Source organism: Amphritea balenae, assembly GCF_003858655.1.
Classification (GTDB): domain Bacteria; phylum Pseudomonadota; class Gammaproteobacteria; order Pseudomonadales; family Balneatricaceae; genus Amphritea; species Amphritea balenae.
The window spans coordinates 72,363-94,203 of record NZ_RQXV01000012.1; the positions used below are offsets into that span (position 1 = coordinate 72,363).

17 protein-coding genes and 5 tRNA genes are annotated in these 21,841 nt (G+C 49.7%); 2 read left to right on the forward strand and 20 right to left on the reverse strand.

Going from position 1 to position 21,841, the window contains the following annotated elements:
• Positions 1-82: 82 nt before the first annotated feature.
• The 18 genes from rpoC to folA all read right to left on the reverse strand — a co-directional run bounded on the left by rpoC (position 83) and on the right by folA (position 16,805).
• A complete protein-coding gene (gene rpoC / locus EHS89_RS17935; RefSeq protein WP_124927550.1) occupies positions 83-4,306 on the reverse strand; it encodes a DNA-directed RNA polymerase subunit beta' in 4,224 nt (1,407 codons plus the stop codon).
• Positions 4,307-4,378: 72 nt separating this feature from the next.
• Positions 4,379-8,479, reverse strand: coding sequence for a DNA-directed RNA polymerase subunit beta (gene rpoB / locus EHS89_RS17940; protein WP_124927551.1), 4,101 nt, complete (start codon positions 8,477-8,479; stop codon positions 4,379-4,381).
• A gap of 173 nt (positions 8,480-8,652) precedes the next feature.
• Positions 8,653-9,027 (reverse strand): 50S ribosomal protein L7/L12, encoded by a 375-nt coding sequence (gene rplL / locus EHS89_RS17945; RefSeq protein ID WP_124927552.1) that lies wholly within the window; start codon positions 9,025-9,027, stop codon positions 8,653-8,655.
• Between the two features lie 65 nt (positions 9,028-9,092).
• Positions 9,093-9,587 (reverse strand): 50S ribosomal protein L10, encoded by a 495-nt coding sequence (gene rplJ, locus EHS89_RS17950; protein ID WP_124927553.1) that lies wholly within the window; start codon positions 9,585-9,587, stop codon positions 9,093-9,095.
• Positions 9,588-9,804: 217 nt separating this feature from the next.
• On the reverse strand, positions 9,805-10,500 hold the full coding sequence (rplA, locus tag EHS89_RS17955) for a 50S ribosomal protein L1 (protein ID WP_124927554.1): 696 nt from the start codon (positions 10,498-10,500) through the stop codon (positions 9,805-9,807).
• Positions 10,500-10,934, reverse strand: coding sequence for a 50S ribosomal protein L11 (gene rplK, locus EHS89_RS17960; RefSeq protein WP_124927555.1), 435 nt, complete (start codon positions 10,932-10,934; stop codon positions 10,500-10,502). The genes rplA and rplK overlap by 1 nt, the downstream gene beginning before the upstream one ends.
• A 103-nt stretch (positions 10,935-11,037) precedes the next feature.
• Positions 11,038-11,571, reverse strand: coding sequence for a transcription termination/antitermination protein NusG (nusG, locus tag EHS89_RS17965; protein WP_124927556.1), 534 nt, complete (start codon positions 11,569-11,571; stop codon positions 11,038-11,040).
• A gap of 12 nt (positions 11,572-11,583) precedes the next feature.
• Positions 11,584-11,952 carry a preprotein translocase subunit SecE gene (secE, locus tag EHS89_RS17970; protein WP_124927557.1) on the reverse strand — a complete coding sequence of 123 codons (369 nt, stop codon included), beginning with the start codon at positions 11,950-11,952 and terminating at the stop codon, positions 11,584-11,586.
• Between the two features lie 61 nt (positions 11,953-12,013).
• Positions 12,014-12,089 (reverse strand) — tRNA-Trp (locus EHS89_RS17975).
• A gap of 74 nt (positions 12,090-12,163) precedes the next feature.
• Entirely contained in the window at positions 12,164-13,387 is a 1,224-nt protein-coding gene (gene tuf, locus EHS89_RS17980) for an elongation factor Tu (protein WP_124927546.1), read from the reverse strand.
• Positions 13,388-13,480: 93 nt separating this feature from the next.
• Positions 13,481-13,555, reverse strand: a tRNA-Thr gene (locus tag EHS89_RS17985).
• An 8-nt stretch (positions 13,556-13,563) separates the two neighbouring features.
• Positions 13,564-13,637, reverse strand: a tRNA-Gly gene (locus EHS89_RS17990).
• A 13-nt stretch (positions 13,638-13,650) separates the two neighbouring features.
• Positions 13,651-13,734: transfer RNA gene (locus EHS89_RS17995), tRNA-Tyr, on the reverse strand.
• A 23-nt stretch (positions 13,735-13,757) separates the two neighbouring features.
• Positions 13,758-13,833, reverse strand: a tRNA-Thr gene (locus EHS89_RS18000).
• 24 nt (positions 13,834-13,857) lie between these two features.
• Positions 13,858-14,622: a hypothetical protein gene (locus EHS89_RS18005; protein ID WP_124927558.1), complete on the reverse strand. Its 765-nt coding sequence runs from the start codon at positions 14,620-14,622 to the stop codon at positions 13,858-13,860.
• A gap of 1 nt (position 14,623) precedes the next feature.
• A complete protein-coding gene (locus tag EHS89_RS18010) occupies positions 14,624-15,322 on the reverse strand; it encodes a type III pantothenate kinase (RefSeq protein WP_124927559.1) in 699 nt (232 codons plus the stop codon).
• The gene (birA, locus tag EHS89_RS18015) at positions 15,319-16,287 is read right to left on the reverse strand and encodes a bifunctional biotin--[acetyl-CoA-carboxylase] ligase/biotin operon repressor BirA (protein WP_124927560.1); all 969 of its coding nucleotides are present in this window, start codon (positions 16,285-16,287) and stop codon (positions 15,319-15,321) included. Before birA ends, EHS89_RS18010 begins: the two co-directional genes overlap by 4 nt.
• Positions 16,288-16,298: 11 nt before the next feature.
• A complete protein-coding gene (folA, locus tag EHS89_RS18020; protein ID WP_124927561.1) occupies positions 16,299-16,805 on the reverse strand; it encodes a type 3 dihydrofolate reductase in 507 nt (168 codons plus the stop codon).
• A gap of 87 nt (positions 16,806-16,892) precedes the next feature.
• Between folA and EHS89_RS18025 the strand changes: the two genes are divergently transcribed.
• A complete protein-coding gene (locus EHS89_RS18025; protein WP_124927562.1) occupies positions 16,893-17,744 on the forward strand; it encodes a thymidylate synthase in 852 nt (283 codons plus the stop codon).
• Positions 17,745-17,803: 59 nt separating this feature from the next.
• Here the strand turns inward: EHS89_RS18025 and lgt are convergent, their stop codons facing one another.
• Positions 17,804-18,601 carry a prolipoprotein diacylglyceryl transferase gene (gene lgt / locus EHS89_RS18030; RefSeq protein ID WP_124927563.1) on the reverse strand — a complete coding sequence of 266 codons (798 nt, stop codon included), beginning with the start codon at positions 18,599-18,601 and terminating at the stop codon, positions 17,804-17,806.
• A 156-nt stretch (positions 18,602-18,757) separates the two neighbouring features.
• Here lgt and EHS89_RS18035 point away from each other — a divergent pair, with 156 nt between their 5' ends.
• The gene (locus EHS89_RS18035) at positions 18,758-19,525 is read left to right on the forward strand and encodes an NRDE family protein (protein WP_124927564.1); all 768 of its coding nucleotides are present in this window, start codon (positions 18,758-18,760) and stop codon (positions 19,523-19,525) included.
• A 28-nt stretch (positions 19,526-19,553) separates the two neighbouring features.
• On the opposite strand, the gene ptsP is transcribed toward EHS89_RS18035, so the two are convergent.
• The gene (gene ptsP, locus EHS89_RS18040) at positions 19,554-21,833 is read right to left on the reverse strand and encodes a phosphoenolpyruvate--protein phosphotransferase (RefSeq protein ID WP_124927565.1); all 2,280 of its coding nucleotides are present in this window, start codon (positions 21,831-21,833) and stop codon (positions 19,554-19,556) included.
• Positions 21,834-21,841 lie beyond the last annotated feature (8 nt).

Below are 21,841 nucleotides of genomic sequence, written 5' to 3' on the forward strand. Positions count from 1 at the left end.
CGAAAGGGCCGAGATTGTACTCAATCCCGGCCCATCAGGTCAATATTCGAACAGATATTTAGTTATCTGATTTCAAATTGACTTATTCTGAATCGGGCATCGCTGCCTGATTCAACGCTTCAGTCAGCGCCAATTGAACGTCTTCTGCACTTACAGAAACGTTATCATCGACTTTCTGAGCCTTACGCTTACGCTCTTTGTGGTAGGCCAGACCGGTACCAGCCGGAATCAGACGACCCACAACAACGTTTTCTTTCAGACCACGCAGGTAGTCCTTCTTACCAGACACTGCACCTTCAGTCAGTACGCGGGTTGTTTCCTGGAAGGAAGCCGCGGAGATGAAGGATTCAGTTGCCAGAGAAGCTTTAGTGATACCCAGCAATACGCGATCGTATTTAGCCTGGATCTTACCTTCTGCTTCCAGTCGCTTATTCTCTTCAACAACCTGGTGGAATTCTGCTTGCTCACCGTTGATGAAAGAGCTATCGCCACCGGCAGTGATATCAACTTTACGCAGCATCTGACGAACAATTACTTCGATGTGCTTATCGTTAATACCTACACCCTGCAGACGGTAAACATCCTGAATTTCGTCAGTGATGTATTCAGCCAGCTTGGTAACACCTTTGATTCGCAGGATATCGTGCGGGTTAGACGGGCCATCGGAGATAACCTCACCCTTCTGCACAGTCTCACCTTCAAATACGTTCAGGTTACGCCACTTAGGAATCATGATCTCAATTGGATCTGCATCCGCAGGACTGATAACCAAACGCTTCTTACCTTTAGTCTCTTTACCAAAGGTAACGACACCAGAGATCTCAGCCAGAATAGAGGAGTCTTTCGGCTTACGCGCCTCAAACAGGTCAGCAACCCGTGGCAGACCACCGGTGATATCCTTGTTCACAGAACCTTCCTGTGGGATACGCGCCAGAATGTCACCAACACCCACTTCTGCACCGTTGCTCAGGTTAAGAATCGCCTTCGCTGGTAACAAGTACTGTGCAACCTGATCAGTTCCCGGATGGCAAAGATCATTGCCCTGCTCATCAAGCAACTTGATCATTGGACGGATATCTTTACCCGCTGCAGGACGTGCCGCAGGATCAAGAACCTCAGTCGTCGACAGACCGGTCAGCTCATCCGTTTGCTGCTTAACGGTAATACCGTCTTCCATGCCTACCAACAACACTTTACCCGCCACCTCAGAGATGATTGGGTGGGTATGTGGATCCCAGTTAGCAACGATTGCTCCAGCATCTACGCTGTCGCCATCTTTAACTTTGATAACAGAACCGTAAGGCAGCTTATAACGCTCACGCTCACGACCGTGCTCATCGGTTACACCCAGCTCACCAGAACGGGAAGTCGCTACCAGAGAGCCGTTAGCCTTCTCTACAGACTTCAGGTTGTGCATCCGGATAGTACCGGAGTTCTTAACCTGAACACTGTCAACAGCAGCTGCCCGCGATGCCGCACCACCGATGTGGAAGGTACGCATGGTCAGCTGTGTACCCGGCTCACCGATAGACTGAGCGGCGATTACGCCGACCGCTTCACCCGGGTTAACCCGGTGTCCACGACCCAGATCACGACCATAACAGCTAGAACACAGACCGTAGCTTGTTTCACAGCTAATCGCACTACGTACAACGATCTCATCGATAGAGGAGTAATTCTCATCATCATCAAGACGCTTAACCCATGCTTCATCCATCAGCGTGCCACGTTCAATCAGAACGTCTTTACCAGTTGGATCCAGCACGTCACGGGCTACAGTACGACCCAGAACACGATGACCCAGACCAACAACAACGTCGCCGCCTTCGATCAACGGCTGCATTGTCAGACCTTCTTCGGTACCACAGTCATCAACAGTGATTACCAGATCCTGTGCAACATCTACCAGACGACGCGTCAGGTAACCGGAGTTAGCTGTTTTCAGTGCAGTATCGGCCAGACCTTTACGAGCACCGTGGGTCGAGATGAAGTACTGTAGTACGTTCAGACCTTCACGGAAGTTCGCGGTGATTGGCGTTTCGATGATCGAGCCATCCGGCTTAGCCATCAGACCACGCATACCGGCCAACTGACGAATCTGAGCAGCACTACCTCGTGCGCCAGAATCGGCCATCATATAAACCGAGTTGAAAGAGTCCTGGTTAACCGTTTCACCATCGCGGTTAACTACGTCTTCTTTCTTCAGGTTATCCATCATCTTCTTGGCCAGAATTTCGTTGGCACGAGACCAGATGTCGATAACCTTGTTGTATTTCTCACCCTGAGTAACCAGACCGTCTGCAAACTGCATTTCGATCTCTTTTACTTCAGCGTCAGCTTCAGAAATGATCTCAACCTTTTCATCCGGGATAACGAAATCGTTAACGCCGATTGAAGAGCCGGATACGGTCGCCTGACGGAAACCCATATACATCAGCTGGTCCGCGAAGATAACAGTGTCTTTCAGACCAACGATACGATATGCCGTATTAATCAGACGAGAGATCGCCTTCTTAGTCATCGCCTGGTTAACCAGCTCGAACGGCAGACCAGTCGGCACTATATTAAACAGCATCGCACGACCAGCAGTGGTCTCGATGATACTGGTACGCTGCTCTTCGTTGCCTTCGATATCGCGGATAGTCTCGCTGATACGAACCTTAACGATAGCCTGCAGATCTACTTTCTTAGCACCGTAAGCACGCTCAACTTCCTGGATATCAGCAAAAATCGAACCTTCACCCGGAGCATTGATACGGTCACGGGTCATCCAGTACAGACCCAGTACTACGTCCTGAGATGGTACGATGATTGGCTCACCGTTAGCTGGCGACAGTACGTTGTTAGTCGACATCATCAGCGCGCGTGCTTCCAGCTGCGCTTCGATTGTCAGCGGTACGTGTACCGCCATCTGGTCACCGTCAAAGTCAGCGTTGTATGCCGCACACACCAATGGGTGCAGCTGGATCGCTTTACCTTCGATCAGAACCGGCTCAAATGCCTGGATACCCAGACGGTGCAGAGTCGGTGCACGGTTAAGCATGATCGGGTGTTCCCGGATAACTTCATCCAGAATATCCCATACCAATGCTTCTTCGCGCTCAACCATCTTCTTAGCCGCTTTAATGGTAGTCGCGTGACCACGCAGTTCCAGCTTAGAGAAGATAAATGGCTTGAACAGCTCTAGTGCCATCTTCTTAGGCAGGCCACACTGATGCAGACGCAGGTATGGACCTACCACGATTACAGAACGACCGGAGTAGTCTACTCGCTTACCCAACAGGTTCTGACGGAAACGACCCTGCTTACCCTTGATCATATCAGCCAGGGACTTCAGAGGACGCTTGTTAGAACCGGTAATAGCACGACCACGACGACCGTTATCCAGCAGCGCATCAACAGATTCCTGCAACATACGTTTTTCGTTACGTACGATGATATCCGGAGCACTCAGATCCAGCAGTCGCTTAAGACGGTTGTTACGGTTGATAACACGACGGTACAGATCGTTAAGATCTGAAGTCGCAAAACGACCACCATCCAGCGGTACCAATGGACGCAGATCTGGCGGCAGAACCGGCAGAACCTGAAGAATCATCCACTCAGGCTTATTACCTGAAGAGTGGAAACCTTCCAGCAACTTCAGACGCTTAGACAGCTTCTTGATCTTTGTTTCAGAGTTAGTCGCTGGCAGCTCTTCGCGCAGCACTTCAATCTCTTCAGCCAGATCGATAGATTTCAGCAGTTCCTGAACCGCTTCAGCACCCATACGGGCATCGAAATCATCACCGAATTCTTCCAGTGCTTCGAAATACTGCTCGTCATTCATTAACTGACCGCGTTCCAGAGTAGTCATACCCGGATCGATCACAACAAATGATTCAAAGTACAGTACCCGTTCGATATCACGCAGGGTCATATCCAGCATCAGGCCGATACGGGACGGCAGTGACTTCAGGAACCAGATATGTGCAACCGGAGATGCCAGTTCGATGTGACCCATGCGCTCACGACGAACTTTAGCCAGTGCAACTTCAACGCCACACTTCTCACAGATAACACCACGGTGCTTCAGACGCTTGTACTTACCACACAGACATTCGTAATCCTTAACAGGACCGAAGATCTTGGCACAGAACAGACCGTCACGCTCAGGTTTGAACGTACGGTAGTTAATAGTCTCAGGCTTTTTAACTTCACCAAATGACCATGAACGGATCATCTCAGGTGATGCCAGACCGATACGGATCGAGTCAAACTCGTCGTTCTGTCCCTGGGATTTCAACAGATTTAGTAAATCTTTCATTTCTCTCAGCTCCTCGGGGGAGTTGACCGCGCAGCGGTTAATCGGCTGCGCAGTAAACTATCTGTTAAAGGGTTACTCGGATTCCAGCTCGATGTCGATACCCAGCGAGCGGATCTCTTTCACCAGCACGTTAAACGATTCTGGCATGCCCGGCTCCATGCGGTGATCGCCATCCACGATGTTCTTATACATCTTGGTACGGCCATTCACATCATCGGACTTAACAGTCAGCATTTCCTGCAGGGTGTAGGCAGCACCATATGCTTCAAGTGCCCATACCTCCATCTCACCGAATCGCTGACCACCGAACTGCGCCTTACCACCCAGCGGCTGCTGAGTAACCAGGCTGTAAGAACCGGTAGAACGTGCGTGCATTTTGTCATCAACCAGGTGGTTCAGTTTCAGCATGTACATGTAACCCACGGTTACCGGACGGCTGAATGAGTCACCGGTACGACCATCGAACAGTTTGAACTGTCCGGTATCGCTCAGATCCGCCATGCGTAGCAGCTCTTTAACTTCGACTTCTTTAGCACCATCAAATACGGCTGTTGCCAGAGGCACACCGCCTTTCAGGTTCTGCGCCAGCTCCATAACCTCATCGTCAGACAGAGAAGCAATATCTTCATGACGACCGGATTTGAAACCACCCAGCTCGCTATTGTAGACACGCTCAAGGAACTCACGCAGCTCCTTAACCTTTTCAAGACGATCACGCTCAGCCTGGAGCATCTTGTTAATCTTAACGCCCAGACCTTTAGCCGCCATACCCATATGCGTTTCAAGTACCTGACCTACGTTCATACGAGACGGTACACCCAGTGGGTTCAATACGATATCAACCGTATCACCGTTCTCATCGTAAGGCATGTCTTCAACAGGCATGATTACAGAGATAACACCCTTGTTACCGTGACGACCCGCCATCTTGTCACCAGGCTGTATGCGACGCTTAGTAGCAACATAAACCTTAACAATCTTCAGGACGCCCGGAGCAAGATCATCACCGGTCTGCAGTTTGCTCTTCTTGTCTTCGAACTTAGCATCCAGCTCAACACGACGCTCTTCCAGCTGTTCCTGAGCTTTTTCAAGCTGCTCCTGAACAGTTTCATCAGCGACACGAATCTTGAACCAGTCACCTTTCTTCAGCTCAGCCAGGGCTTCAGCTGTAATTTCTTCACCCTTTCTGAAGTCAGCGCCGCCTTCAGCTTTCAGGCCAACCAATGCACGTCCCAGACGCTCATAGGTCGCACGCTCAACGATGCGCAGCTCTTCATTAAGGTCTTTGCGGATACGGTCAAGTTCAGACTCTTCGATAGAAACTGCACGCTCATCTTTCGGCACACCATCACGGGTGAATACCTGAACATCAATTACCTTACCGATAGTACCGGTCTTAACCCGCAGAGAAGTATCTTTAACGTCGGACGCTTTTTCACCGAAGATTGCACGCAGCAGTTTCTCTTCTGGTGTCAGCTGAGTTTCACCTTTAGGTGTCACTTTACCAACCAGGATATCACCAGGACCTACTTCAGCACCGATATGTACGATACCTGCTTCGTCCAGCTTACCCAGTGCAGACTCACCCACATTAGGAATATCTGCAGTAATTTCTTCAGAACCCAGCTTTGTATCACGCGCCACACAGGTCAGTTCCTGAATGTGGATAGTGGTGAAACGATCTTCCTGAACAACACGTTCAGAGATCAGGATGGAATCCTCAAAGTTGTAACCATTCCAAGGCATGAATGCGATACGCATATTCTGCCCCAGCGCCAGCTCACCCAGGTCAACGGACGGACCGTCAGCCATGATATCGCCACGCTGCACTGTTTCACCTTCGCGAACAATTGAACGCTGGTTAATACAGGTGTTCTGGTTAGAACGGGTGTACTTAGTCAGGTTGTAGATATCTACACCCGCTTCACCCGCCTGAGTCTCTTCATCGTTAACACGAACAACAATGCGTGCCGCATCAACCGCTTCGATCACACCGCCACGCTGTGCAGTCACACATACGCCAGAGTCACGTGCAACATAACGCTCCATGCCAGTACCTACCAGCGGCTTATCAGCGCGCAACGTTGGTACAGCCTGACGCTGCATGTTCGCACCCATCAGTGCCCGGTTAGCATCATCGTGCTCAAGGAACGGAATCAGCGCTGCCGCAACAGATACTACCTGACGTGGAGATACATCCATGTAGGTAACTTTATCTGGCGTCATTACAGTAGATTCGTTCTGATGACGAACTGCTACCAGCTCATCGGTCAGCTTATTGTTATCATCCATTCCGGCAGATGCCTGGGCGATAACATGACGGCCTTCTTCGATAGCAGACAGGTATTGAATATCATCGGTAACCAGACCATCAACAACTTTACGGTATGGTGTTTCCAGGAAACCGAAGTCATTAGTACGGGCATAGGTTGCCAGTGAGTTAATCAGACCAATGTTTGGTCCTTCAGGAGTCTCGATAGGACAAACACGACCGTAGTGAGTGTTGTGTACGTCACGTACCTCAAAGCCAGCACGCTCACGGGTCAGACCACCAGGTCCTAATGCGGAAACACGACGCTTATGAGTAACCTCAGACAGCGGGTTGTTCTGATCCATAAACTGAGACAGCTGAGATGAACCAAAGAACTCTTTAACCGCAGCAGCAACTGGCTTGGCATTGATCAGATCCTGAGGCATCAGGTTATCTGATTCAGCCATACTCAAACGCTCACGAACAGCACGCTCAACACGTACAAGACCTACGCGGAACTGGTTCTCAGCCATTTCACCTACAGAACGGATACGACGGTTACCCAGGTGATCGATGTCATCCACAACACCTTTACCGTTACGGATATCGATCAGGGTCTTCATAACATCCAGGATATCTTCTTTATCCAGGACACCAGAACCCGTTTCGATCTCACGCGCCAGGCGGCGGTTGAACTTCATTCGACCTACGGCAGACAGGTCATAACGCTCTTCAGCGAAGAACAGATTTTCAAACAGATTTTCCGCAGACTCTTTGGTCGGTGGCTCACCAGGGCGCATCATACGGTAGATTTCTACCAATGCTTCCAGCTGACTGCGAGTCGAGTCGTTGCGCAGCGTGTCAGAGATGAACGGACCACAGTCCAGCTCATTCGTGTACAGCGTTTCGAAAGCAGCGATATTCGCCGCACGCATCTGCTCAAGCAGTTCGTCAGTGATTTCACTATTACCTTCGCAGATCAGCTCGCCGGTAGCCGGATCGATGATCTCTTTCGCCATCACTTTGCCCAGCAGGTACTCAACTGGTACGTCCAGCTGAGTCATGTTCTCTTTTTCCAGCTGACGGATGTGACGAGGGGTAATACGACGACCGGATTCAACGATTACGTTGCCACCGCTGTCTTTAATATCGAAGGTTGCGGTTTCACCACGCAGACGAGTTGGTACCAGTGTCATCAATACACTGTCGCCATCTAATGTCCACTCAGTGTTCTCAAAGAAGGTTTCGAGGATCTCTTCAGTGGTATAACCCAGCGCGCGCAGCAGAATAGTTGCTGGCAATTTACGACGACGGTCGATACGCACAAACAGGCTATCTTTAGGATCAAACTCGAAGTCCAGCCATGAACCACGGTAAGGAATAACACGAGCAGAGTACAACAACTTACCAGAAGAGTGCGTCTTGCCCTTGTCATGGTCGAAGAATACACCCGGTGAACGGTGTAGCTGAGATACAATTACACGCTCAGTACCGTTAACAACGAAAGTACCGTTGTCGGTCATCAGCGGCATCTCGCCCATGTAAACTTCTTGTTCTTTAATGTCTTTGATCGCTTTATTTGAAGATTCGCGATCGTAGATTACCAAGCGTACTTTTACGCGTAGCGGGGCAGCATAAGTAATACCGCGCATCTGACATTCTTTTACGTCAAAAACCGGCTCGCCCAGACGGTAACCTACATATTCCAACGCCGCGTTTCCGGAATAGGAAACGATCGGGAATACGGAACTGAAAGCCGCATGCAGACCAATGTTATTACGCTCTGCAGAATCAGCATCCTGTTGCAGGAATTTCAAATAAGAATCCAACTGGATTGCCAACAGATATGGCACATCCATCGCTTCTGGCAGCTTTCCGAAGTCTTTCCGGATGCGTTTCTTTTCAGTGTATGAGTAAGCCATCTAAGTTCCCCAGCATCTGCACCTGAAAGATTCAACCAGATCGAAGGTATTTTCTCGATCTGTGAAACCGTTATTATTTGCTCTCGCTAATAACGGAAAAAGGCCGGTGGCATTTTGCCACCAGCCGTATACGTATCAGCTGTCAAACAGCCTGATACGAAGCGTAGCGCTGTTTACTTAACTTCAACAGATGCGCCAGCTTCTTCCAGAGCAGCTTTAAGCTCTGCTGCTTCTTCCTTAGTAACGCCTTCTTTAACAGAAGCAGGTGCGCCGTCAACCATACCTTTAGCTTCTTTCAAGCCCAGGCCAGTTGCTGCACGAACAGCCTTGATTACGTTAACTTTCTTGTCGCCAATAGACGTCAGGATAACGTCAAATTCAGTCTGCTCTTCAGCAGCTGCACCAGCATCACCGCCAGCAGCGCCAGCAACAGCAACAGCTGCAGCAGAAACACCGAACTTTTCTTCCATTGCTTCAACTAGCTCTACAACGTCCATTACGGACATGTCAGCGATTGCATTCAAGATATCGTCTTTAGATACGGACATGATTCAATTCCTAAAAATATATATGAGCCAGAGGCTCTAAACTCGTTTCTAAGCGGCTAATGTAATTAAGCTGCTTCTTGTTCTTTCTGATCGCGAACAGCCGCAATAGTGCGGACCAGCTTGCCTGCAGCTGCTTCTTTCATGCAGCCCATCAGCTTGGCGATTGCTTCGTCGTAAGTTGGCAGTGATGCCAGCATAGCAACGTCTACAATCTGTCCTTCGAAAGCAGCGGTCTTAACTTCTAGCTTGTCATTCCCTTTCGCGAAATCCTTCAGGATACGCGCACCAGCACCTGGGTGCTCAGTAGAGAATGCAATCAGAGTTGGACCTACGAATGCTTCAGAGATGCACTCGTAATCAGAGCCTTCCATTGCACGACGTGCAAGCGTGTTACGTACGACTTTCAGCCATACGCCAGCTTCACGTGCCTGCTTACGCAGGGTAGTCATATCCTCAACGGCTACGCCGCGTGAGTCTGCAACTACAGCAGATAGAGCGCCCTTAGCAGCTTCCTGGACTTCAGCGACAATCGCTTTTTTATCTTCGAGTCCTAATGCCACAATTAACTCCTGGGTTTAGTCATTTCGACTGTTTACCAATCGCTTTATCTGATTATCCAAACAAAGCGCCGAGCACGGTGGTTGAATTGATCCTGTTAAGGGGATCACACCGTCTGCGCAGGCTATAAGATTAAGAGTCTGGCAACGCCATTCTCACCTGCGGTCTTTGACGACCCCTGCACAAGTGCAGGGACCCTCAATTTTTTCTGGTGCTGATTTAGAAGCTCAGAGAGCTCTGATCAACTACCAGACCTGGCCCCATAGTGGTAGACAGGGTAATTTTCTTCAGGTAAATACCCTTTGCAGAAGCAGGCTTCAGTTTCTTAACTTCAGACAGCAGTGCTTCAACGTTCGCCTGGATAGCAGCAGGTTCAAAACCAACTTTACCAACACCAGCGTGGATAATACCGTTCTTATCAGTACGGAAACGTACCTGACCAGCTTTAGCATTGTTTACTGCAGTCGTAACGTCTGGAGTAACAGTACCAACCTTAGGGTTAGGCATCAGACCACGTGGGCCCAGAATCTGACCCAGCTGACCTACAACACGCATCGCATCCGGAGTCGCGATTACAACGTCAAAGTTCAGGTCACCGCCTTTAATCTGCTCTGCCAGGTCTTCAAAACCTACAACATCAGCACCAGCCGCAGTTGCTTTTTCAGCGTTCTCACCCTGAGCAAAAACAGCAACACGCACTTCTTTACCAGTACCGCTTGGCAGTACAGAAGAACCACGAACGTTCTGGTCAGATTTACGAGGATCAACACCCAGGTTTACAGCGATGTCTACAGACTCTTTAAAGCCAACAGTCGCAACGTCGTTCAGCAGAGCAACGGCATCCTGTACAGAGTACTGCTTACCAACTTCTACTTTCTCAGCAATCGCCTTTTGGCGCTTAGTCAGCTTAGCCATTATTCAACACCCTCAACATTCAGACCCATGCTACGTGCACTACCAGCGATGGTGCGAACAGCCGCATCCATATCTGCAGCAGTCAGATCAGCATCTTTAGTAGTTGCAATCTCTTCCAGCTGAGCGCGGGTAACAGTACCTACTTTCTCAGTGTTAGGACGGCCAGAACCGCTCTTGATACCAGCAGCCTTCTTCAGCAGGATTGATGCTGGAGGCGTCTTAGTAATAAAAGTGAAGCTGCGATCAGCATATACTGTGATAACAACAGGAATAGGCATGCCTTTTTCCATGCTCTGCGTAGCAGCGTTGAACGCCTTACAGAATTCCATGATGTTAACACCGTGCTGACCCAGAGCAGGACCAACTGGTGGACTTGGGTTAGCTGAACCAGCAGCAACCTGCAGCTTGATATAAGCTTCGATTTTCTTAGCCATGTTTACTCCTAGTGGGTAATAGCGCCTTTCGGCTTCCCGGTTTCAAAGACGGAAAAACCCCAGCTCCATAAAAGGACCGAGGTTTTATCCTGAAATTTGTTTATCAGGCTTTTTCGACCTGACCAAATCCCAGCTCAACCGGAGTTGAGCGACCGAAGATCAGAACTGCAACCTGCAACCTGTTCTTCTCATAATTAACTTCTTCCACAACGCCATTGAAGTCTGCAAAAGGCCCCTCGATAACGCGAACCATTTCACCCGGCTCAAACATTGTCTTAGGACGAGGCTGATCGACCCCACTCTCAACACGCTGCAGAATTGCATCTGCTTCTTTCTCGGTAATTGGCGCAGGCTTATCAGCAGTACCACCAATAAAGCCCATTACGCGCGGCGTATCTTTAACCAAGTGCCATGTTTCATCGTTCATATCCATCTGAACAAGAACATAACCCGGATAAAACTTACGCTCAGACCTGCGCTTCTTACCTTCACGAATTTCTACAACTTCCTCTGTAGGAACCAGGATTTCGCCGAAGCCATCCTGCATACCGTGCAATTCAACACGCTCCTTCAGAGTATTCATTACACGCTTCTCATAACCGGAGTACGCATGTACAACATACCAACGCATAGCCATGCCTCTTTCCTCTTATCCGATTACGCCGGAGACACCCCAACTCAGCAACGAGTCAAGACCCCACAAAAACAATCCTACAATCAGAACAACCGCTGTAACGATTAACGTTGTCTGAATAGTTTCCTGACGCGTAGGCCAGACAACTTTACGAATTTCAGATTTGGCTTCTTTAAACAAAGTAAAGAACGCCGCGCCTTTAGCAGTCTGCAAGGCGATAAAGCCAGCAATACCCGCCAGAACCAGAAGCGCAATAACGCGATACAGCAAAGACTCTTCTGAATAAACAGAATTTCCTACTACACCGGCAGCGACCAGCGCTACCACAACAGCCCACTTCAGGCCATCTAGCTTTGAACCTTCGGAAGTCACTTTTGAGCTCACGATCGGCCTCGGTATTTGATGGTTTGCTTTGACTAGGTTAGATACCAACTCAGAAAAGAGTTGGCAGGCCAGGAGGGACTCGAACCCCCAACCTGCGGTTTTGGAGACCGCTGCTCTGCCAATTGAGCCACTGGCCTAGTGCTAACTAGGGAGGCGTATATTACACGCCACCCTAGCAGGTTGCAACACTTAAGTTGCTAAAAACCAACGATTACTCGATGATTTTTGATACAACGCCCGCACCTACAGTACGACCGCCTTCACGGATCGCAAAACGCAGACCTTCTTCCATCGCGATTGGGTTGATCAGGGTAACATCCATCTTGATGTTATCACCTGGCATTACCATTTCAACACCTTCTGGAAGCTCACAAGCACCGGTGATGTCAGTTGTACGGAAGTAGAACTGTGGACGGTAGCCCTTGAAGAAAGGAGTGTGACGACCACCTTCATCCTTGGACAGTACGTATACTTCACCTTCGAAACGAGTGTGAGGAGTGATAGAACCTGGCTTAGCCAGTACCTGACCACGCTCAACGTCATCACGCTTAGTACCACGCAGCAGCGCACCAACGTTCTCGCCTGCACGACCTTCGTCAAGCAGCTTACGGAACATCTCAACACCAGTACAGGTAGTTGTAGTCGTCTCACGAATACCAACGATTTCAATTTCTTCGCCAGTCTTAACGATACCACGCTCAACACGGCCTGTTACTACAGTACCACGACCAGAGATAGAGAATACGTCCTCGATAGGCATCAGGAATGGCTGATCGATTGCACGCTCCGGCTGAGGAATGTAAGAATCCAGCGCTTCTACCAGCTTCTTAACAGCAGTAGTACCCAGTTCGTTATCATCCTGACCGTTTAGAGCCATCAGAGCAGAACCAGCGATGATTGGAGTGTCGTCACCTGGGAATTCGTACTGGTCCAGCAGCTCACGCAGCTCCATTTCAACCAGCTCCAGCATCTCTTCGTACTCTTCAGAGTCAACGCCGCCGCAATCTTCAGCCAACAGGTCAGCTTTGTTCAGGAATACAACGATGTAAGGTACACCAACCTGACGAGACAGCAGAATGTGCTCACGAGTCTGTGGCATAGGGCCATCAGTCGCACCACATACCAGAATAGCACCGTCCATCTGAGCAGCACCGGTGATCATGTTCTTCACATAGTCAGCGTGTCCTGGGCAGTCAACGTGCGCGTAATGACGCTCAGTTGAATCATACTCAACGTGAGACGTTGCGATAGTGATACCACGCTCACGCTCTTCTGGTGCGTTGTCGATACCGTCGAATGCTACTGCAGTACCACCGAATACTTCTGCACAAACACGCGTCAGTGCAGCAGTCAGAGTTGTTTTACCGTGGTCAACGTGGCCAATAGTACCAACGTTAACGTGCGGCTTATTACGTTCAAATTGCTCTTTAGCCATTTTAAATACCTAACGAAAATAAGTTGTGAATTTCCACGCTGCCAAATACAACAAAGGGCAGACATATTGCTATATCTACCCTCTGAATAATTCTGGAGCTCATGGGCGGATTTGAACCGCCGACCTCACCCTTACCAAGGGTGTGCTCTACCCCTGAGCTACATGAGCACAACGACTGGAGCGGGTAGCGGGAATCGAACCCGCATCATCAGCTTGGAAGGCTGAGGTTCTACCATTGTACCATACCCGCCTTTTCAGTCTGATGGTGGTGGGGGGTGGATTCGAACCACCGAAGCTCGCGCGTCAGATTTACAGTCTGATCCCTTTGGCCACTCGGGAACCCCACCTTACCAATACTTCGCCACCAAAATGGTGCCGGCACCAAGAGTCGAACTCGGGACCTACTGATTACAAGTCAGTTGCTCTACCAACTGAGCTATACCGGCATCAGCAGCGAAGTGGCGCATATATTAATCACGCACCCCCACGCTTGCAACCCCTTTACAAAGTTTTTTTTCAATTTTTATTTCCTGAGGAAAATATTGCGCTAGCCGTTTGATTTCATTGGTAGTTTTATCGGGATCATTTAACTCAAGCCAAACCTCAAAATGGTTTTCTTTAGCTACAACCTGATAAAGACTGGGTTCCAACACACCAACCAGGGCAATCCGGGCTTTATTCAGCTCCGCCCGACTACTATATCGACCAATAATATACGCAGAATTTCCATTTAACATCGCCGGTTCCTGCATCAGGTTCAGCTGCGCCAGTTTATTCAATAACGCCTGGCGCTGCTCTGGACTACCGGGCTTTTCCAACACGAGCTCAAAGGCGATTGTCCTTTCTACATCTTTTAACTCAATCTCAGCATCAAATCCTGCATCCTTGAGGCGCTGACGAATCTCCCCGGCAACGCTTTGTTGCCGCACACCACTGATAACCTGACACCAGCGCTGACTTACTTCAGATTCAGATTCAGATTCAGCTTCCGATTCAATCTCAGACCCCGCCTCAATTTCAGCTGATGAATTTGGTTTATCAGCCCTACCATCAACCAACTCAGCCTCTGATACTTTATGCCGTGGCAGCAGTAATGAGCTATCGACTTCGCCCAACAACCGAATTCGGGCGATATTATCGGGCAGCTTTTGCTCAACCACTTCATTTGCGGGTCGCATCTGCCATGCAAAAAACAGTAAATTGACCAGCAAGAGTGCCATGAACAACCAACGCATTCTATTGCCCCATCGCCAATGGCAAACCTTCCATAACCAGATCAGGACACCAGACAGACCCGGACGCCAAAGAACAAAACAGTTCCCCATCCCCACCTGTCACGTAGACCGGTGCTGACCCGGCACTGCGCATAATTTTCTCAGCCAGCGCTGAGAGCATCAGGTTAAGACCATGCTGTACCGCCTCTGAGGTATTGGTACCCGGTTCAGCATTAAACTGTGCTATTGAGTGATCAACTATGATCTCGGCAGTATTACTAAGCAGATTTTTACTCATCAGTTGCAGCCCGGGAATAATGTAGCCCCCCTGATGCACACCATCGCTACTAATTTGTTCAACCGTTATCGCACTACCGCAATCAACCACCCAACATTCTGAGTTTGTTCTGTGCCAGGCACTCAAAATTGCCAACCAACGATCAACCCCCATACGGGAAGGATCTGCATAGCTATTGGTTACACCCGCCCCCACCGCTGTTGTTCGGGCAAATTCAGCGGTGACATTCCATCGCCTTACAACGAACTCACTTAAGCTCTGATTAACCTGATCACCCGCGACTGATGCCACCCGCACCCGGCTAACCAGCTCTGGCCAGTCCGCCTGAACAATATCCGCATGACGAACCCGGCCACGTAATGCCTGACCTTCTATTCGCCATTTAAGAAAAGTGTTGCCTACATCTATATCCAGAGTACTCATGCCAGCCGCACACTCACTTCTCCGCCATGATAGCTTTGCAATTCACCATCAGTACCTTCTAACAGCAGAGCCCCTGACTTATCCACACCCCGGCACACCCCTAATTCCTGCCGCGGCCCTATCTGCAGACTGATCGCCTGATCGCTATGCGCATTAACACGCTGCCACTCATCGACAAAAGGCGCGAAGCCAGTCTCAGAGAATTGCTCAAGCACTGGCACCAGCTCATTCATTAGCTCAGCAATAAGCACACTGCGTGACGGAGCGTTACCGGCGATCTGCTGCAGATCTGTCCAGGGCTGATCGATTGCCCCGGATGCTGACTCGGGCATCTTCACATTGATCCCTACACCGATAACCACATAGCACTCACCGGATGCATCGCCACTCATTTCCAGCAACACGCCCGCCAGCTTACGACCTCGCCAGAGCAGATCATTAGGCCATTTAACTTCAACGCCATCGATACCTATACGCTTCAGCCCCCGCACCAGAGCAACGCCTACCGCAAGGCTTAACCCTTCCAGCGCTGCCGCCCCATTATTAAACTGCCAGGTCAACGAGAAGTAGAGATTACCTGCGAACGGGCTAACCCAGTCCCGCCCCCTTCGACCACGACCCGCGGTTTGCTGTTCAGCCAGATAAAGTGAGCCATGGCCATCGGTATAAACCGCCTGCATTGCCATCGCATTGGTTGAAGGTATGGTCAGATTAACCGATATATTCGATAGCCGCTGTTTTACATCTGCCAGCAGAGCTTCATCAATCAACTCCGGGTTAAGCAGATCCAGACCACCAGGAATCCGATAGCCACGGCCTTTAATGCTGTAGACCTCTATCCCGGACTCTTCAATCAGCTTTATCTGCTTCCAGACAGCGCTTCGACTAACACCCAGCATTTTCCCCAGATCCTGACCCGAGTGAAACTTCCCATCGGCCAGTATTGCTAACAGCGGCTCAATCATAAGTGTTCCGTTCAACTGATACGTTGCAGGACAATAAAGCTGTAATCATAAGGATTATGCCCCTCGGCTTGAAAATCATCACGCCCTATCTCTACCCAGTCTCCCGGATGAAACGCTGGGAACCAGGCATCACCATTCACTTCGGCATGCACCTGTGTCAGATACAAGCGGTCTGCCATAGGCAGGGCCTGATCATAAATTTGCGCCCCCCCAATAATCATCGCCTCATCACAACCATCAATAGTGCAGATACTTTCAGCAAGATCCCGGGCGGCTTCCAGGCTATTCACCACTTTTACATTATCCGGCTGATAACTACTATCCCGGCTAATAATGATATTTGTTCGGCCGGGTAACGGACGCCCGATAGATTCGAAGGTCTTGCGCCCCATGATGATCGGTTTACCCATAGTTACCTGCTTGAAATAACGCAGATCCTCCGGCAGATGCCAGGGCAGATTATTATTAATACCGATCACCCGGTTTTCGGCCTGGGCCACAATAATTGCCAGCTTCATTACTTCCCCTTAATACAGATACCGTACGCTGTTCAGCTTTGATAAGATTGCTTAGCGAATTTAAACACAGCTCTGGATAACAAACCAATGAGACAGTACCTCGATCTTTGCCAGCAAATTGTTGATGAAGGCGTTTGGGTGGAGAATGAACGCACCGGGAAGCGCTGCCTGACCGTTATCAATGCCGATCTTACCTACGATGTAGGTGCCGGAGAATTCCCCCTCGTTACAACCCGCAAAAGCTTCTGGAAGTCTGCTATTGCTGAGCTACTGGGTTATATCCGCGGTTATGACAATGCTGCTGATTTTCGCAGGATCGGTACCAAGACCTGGGACGCTAATGCCAACAATAATGAAGCCTGGCTGGCAAACCCTTACCGCAAGGGCGCCGATGATTGCGGTTTTATCTACGGCAAGATAGGCCGTAACTTTCCGAAGCCAGACGGCGGCAGTATCGACCTGCTGCGCAAGATTGTCGACGACCTGTCAAAGGGTATCGATGACCGGGGTGAAATCTACACCTTTTACCATCCCGGAGCGTTTCATATGGGCTGCCTGCGTCCCTGCATGTATAGCCATCATTTCTCGTTGCTGGGTGACACGCTATATCTGAACAGTACTCAGCGTAGTTGCGACGTCCCCTTAGGGCTCAACTTTAATATGGTACAGGTCTACTTCTTCCTGGCTATTATGGCCCAGATCACCGGCCATAAACCGGGTAAGGCATACCATAAAATTGTTAACGCCCATATCTATGAAGACCAGCTGGAACTGATGCGCGATGTTCAGCTGAAACGAGAGCCTATGCCACTACCAACCTTTAAGATTAATCCTGATATTAAAACACTGGAAGATCTGGAAACCTGGGTCACTACTGATGATTTTGAAGTTGAAGACTATCAGCATCACGAGCCGATCGCCTATCCGTTCTCGGTATAGCCCCAAAATAAAAAATGCCCGCTTTCAAGCGGGCATTTTTTTTATCACAACAACGCCTCTCAGCAAGCTTTCACTGCAGCGCTGTTCCGATAAGCCAGCATAATGAGCACAACACCTAACAGAATCATTGGCAGCGACAACAACTGACCCATGGTGAGCCAGTCCAGGGCGATAAAACCTATATGACCATCGGGCTCCCGGAAGAACTCAACTGAAGAGCGGAACAAACCATACAACAACAGGAACATGCCGGAAACGGCCATCTTCGGCTGTGGACGGGCAGAATATAGCCATAACAGAATAAACATGACGACGCCTTCCAGCACAAATTCATACAGCTGTGACGGGTGACGCGCTAAGGCATCACCTGCCCGGGGGAAAACAACACCCCAACTCTGATCGGTTGCTCTGCCCCAGAGTTCACCACCGATAAAATTACCCACACGACCGGCACCCAAACCGATAGGTATCAGAGGTGCAATAAAATCACCTATATCAAAAAAACTCTTTTGATACTTGTAACCGAACAGTGCAATCGCTGCGATAACACCCAACAAGCCTCCATGGAAAGACATTCCCCCTTCCCACACGGCAAATAGCCACAACGGATCTGCCAGAAACTGGCTAAAGTTATAGAACAACACATAACCAAAACGCCCACCCAGCACGACACCGATCGCACCCCAAAAAATCAGATCAGAGATCTGCTGTTCGTCCCAGCCCGAACCCGGCTTACGCGCCCTGCGCATACCCAGATACCAGGCCGAACCAAAGCCAACCAGATACATCAGGCCATACCAGTGAATTTTTAGCGGCCCTAGTGCAATGGCAACCGGGTCAATTTCGTGAATCCACATGAATTCCCTATTCCTCTTTTATCAAAACTGCTCAGATATAAACATGCCCAATGCGCATGACACAATAGGGACCTACTAATAAGCCCACAGGTTCCATAGATATCTGCATCAGATTAGTTTTTAATAAAAGCCTGATAACCAACAACGGACCAGAAAGTGTGCCTGATCGTTTTTGCCTATAAATATCATCCCGACTATAAACTGATTCTGACCGCTAACCGGGATGAGTTTTTTCCCCGGCCGACCCGAGCGATGCAATTTTGGGCAGAACAACCTGAACTGCTCGCCGGTCAGGACCTGGAGCAGGGAGGCACCTGGCTTGGCATGAACCGCAACGGTCGTTTTTCCGCCCTGACCAATCATCGAAACGGTCGTATAAAAGCGCAGGGCAAACAATCACGGGGGTTTCTAGCGCTGGATTTTATTAACAGCAATCTTAGCTGTACAGATTTCATCAAAGCCACAGAACTACCTGCTTACGATGGCTTTAACCAGCTGATCGATGATGGTCATTCGCTCTACTACCTTTCTAACCGAAGTGAGCAACCCGCCCAGATACAACCGGGAATTCACGGACTGAGTAATGCGCTATTGAATACACCCTGGCCAAAATCAGACAGCCGTAAATCAGCTCTCAAGCAGGTTATCGATAGCGGTGAAATCAATGCAGAGCAACTGATTCAGCTCATGGAAAATAAAGACCAGTATCCAGACCACCTGCTACCTGATACCGGTATCAGCCAGGACTGGGAACGAAAGCTATCCTCCAGTTTTATTCAAATGGAGAACTATGGCACCCGGGCGACTACCGTTATCTTGCAGAAATATGATGGCCAGACCGAAATACTGGAACAGAATTACGATCACAGTGGTGCAATAGAGAGAAAACGCTTCATGCTGCAGCTTCCTGCATCTAGCGCTTAGCTAAACAACTACCGGGGCTGGTAACTGTTTAGTCTGGAATAGTTGGCCGGGGAAGCTGCCCCAGACCAAGATCTTTGAGCGTCTTACGCAACATCATATGAATCTTATCCGGATCATCCATAACGATAATCCGATCCAGCAGGTCCTTGGCCCGCTCAAAGCTTACGCCCCGAATCGCATACTTCACTTTCGGTAAGTTCGTCGCGTTCATCGACAACACATCATAGCCCATTGCCATCAGCAGAATCGCACCACCGGGATCGGCTGCCATCTCACCACAGATACTGACCGATACATTTTCTTTATGCGCTTCACGGGCAATAAACTGCAACGCTTTCAATACCGCAGGATGATAAGACACATACAGCCCGGCAACCCTGGGATTATTTCGATCGACCGCTAACAGGTATTGAGTCAGGTCATTTGAACCTACCGAAATAAAATCAACCCGTCGGGCAAAACGGCGTACCTGATAAACCGCAGCAGGTACTTCGATCATGACGCCGATAAGCGGCTGATTGACCACGTGACCTTCTTCGCGCAGCTCATCCACCGCCTGATTAATTAGTTTTTTGGATTCTTCTACTTCCTGCACATTCGTTACCATCGGCAACATGATACGCAGATTATCCAGACCTTCTGCAGCCCGCAGCATCGCACGGATCTGCACCAGAAAAATCTCAGGATGATCCAGAGTCACCCGAATACCACGCCAGCCCAGGAACGGATTGTCTTCCTGTATAGGGAAATAAGGCAAAGGTTTGTCACCACCGATATCCAGCGTTCGCATCGTCACAGGCCGCGGAGCAAAGGCTTCTAACTGACGCCGGTAAGTTTCCATCTGATCATATTCACTGGGGAAGAAGTCCCTGATCATAAATGGAATCTCTGTACGATACAGACCGATACCTTCAGCACCCCGATCAAGCGAACGCGCCACATCAGTCACTAAGCCGGTATTTACCCACAACGGCATACGGTAACCATCGGTGGTTTCTGCCGGCAGCTCTTTCAGCCCCTCAAGTCCGGCATTAACTTCATTCTCTTCACGGATGATGTCCCGATAGCATTGCTCAAGATCGTCTGAAGGGTTTACAAACACCCGACCAGAATATCCATCAAGAATCACAGGCAGGCCTTCAATCCGGGTATATGGCAGATCAACGGCACCCATCACGGTCGGGATTCCCATGGAACGGGCAAGAATTGCCGCATGGGAGTTACCTGAACCATTAACTGAAAGCAGCCCCATCAACTTTTCAGTGGGTACTTCACCCAGCATGGCCGGGGTAAGCTCATCGGCAACTAAAATGGTATTTTCAGGAAAAACAATTTCAGACAGAGCCGGGCCGGATTCCTGCAGGCAGGTGAGCATTCTGCGGCCCAGATCTTTTATATCGGTGGCCCGCTCTCGCAGATAAGGATCATCCATCAGGGAAAACTGTTTTACATGTTCCCCGATGACAAGCTTAAGTGCCCCCTGAGCCCACTGACCTTCCTTAATACGGGCAATAATCTCACCCGCCAGGGCGTTATCATCCAGCATCCGGATATATACATCGAACAGCTCTCGTTCCTCTGAGCGCAACCGCTTCGCCAGACTACGCCCGACTTTCTTAATATCCCGACGAACCTGAGCTAATGCCTGTTTAAACTTGGTAATCTCAGCTTTGATATCGTCGATCTTACGTTCCGGAACACCATCAAGATCTGCCAACGGCGTCATTACTACCGCCGGGCCAATAGCAACACCAATGCAACCCGATACACCTTCAAACTTACGGTCTGATTCAGATTTTTCCTGGCCAGCCACCTGGGTAAGCGAGCCGGTCGCTTCAGCATGGGCGATAACACCTGCCAACTGCGCCGACATAGTGACCATAAAGGCCTCTTCGGCCTCATCGAATTTACGGATCGCTTTTTGTTGAATTACCAGTACGCCGAGCAAACTGCGGTGGTGGATAATAGGCACACCCAGAAAGGCGTGAAACTTATGTTCGCCGGTGCCTTTAATGTAGGTATAGGAGCTATGGGTCGCTGCATCTTCAAGGTTGATCGGCTCGGCTCGCTGCCCCACATGGCCAACAACACCTTCATCCAGAGACAAAGATGCCTGACCCACTGACTTTTTATTAAGTCCCTGGGTTGCCATCAAGACATAACGCTCCCGCTCCTGATCAAGCAGATAAATTGAGCATACATCTGTACGCATTGCGCGCTGTACCCGGCGTACAATAACATCCAGCACCGATTCAAGGTCCGGTGCGGCGTTAACTTCCTGTACAATCTTGCGCAGCGTTTCCAGCATGCAGTCAA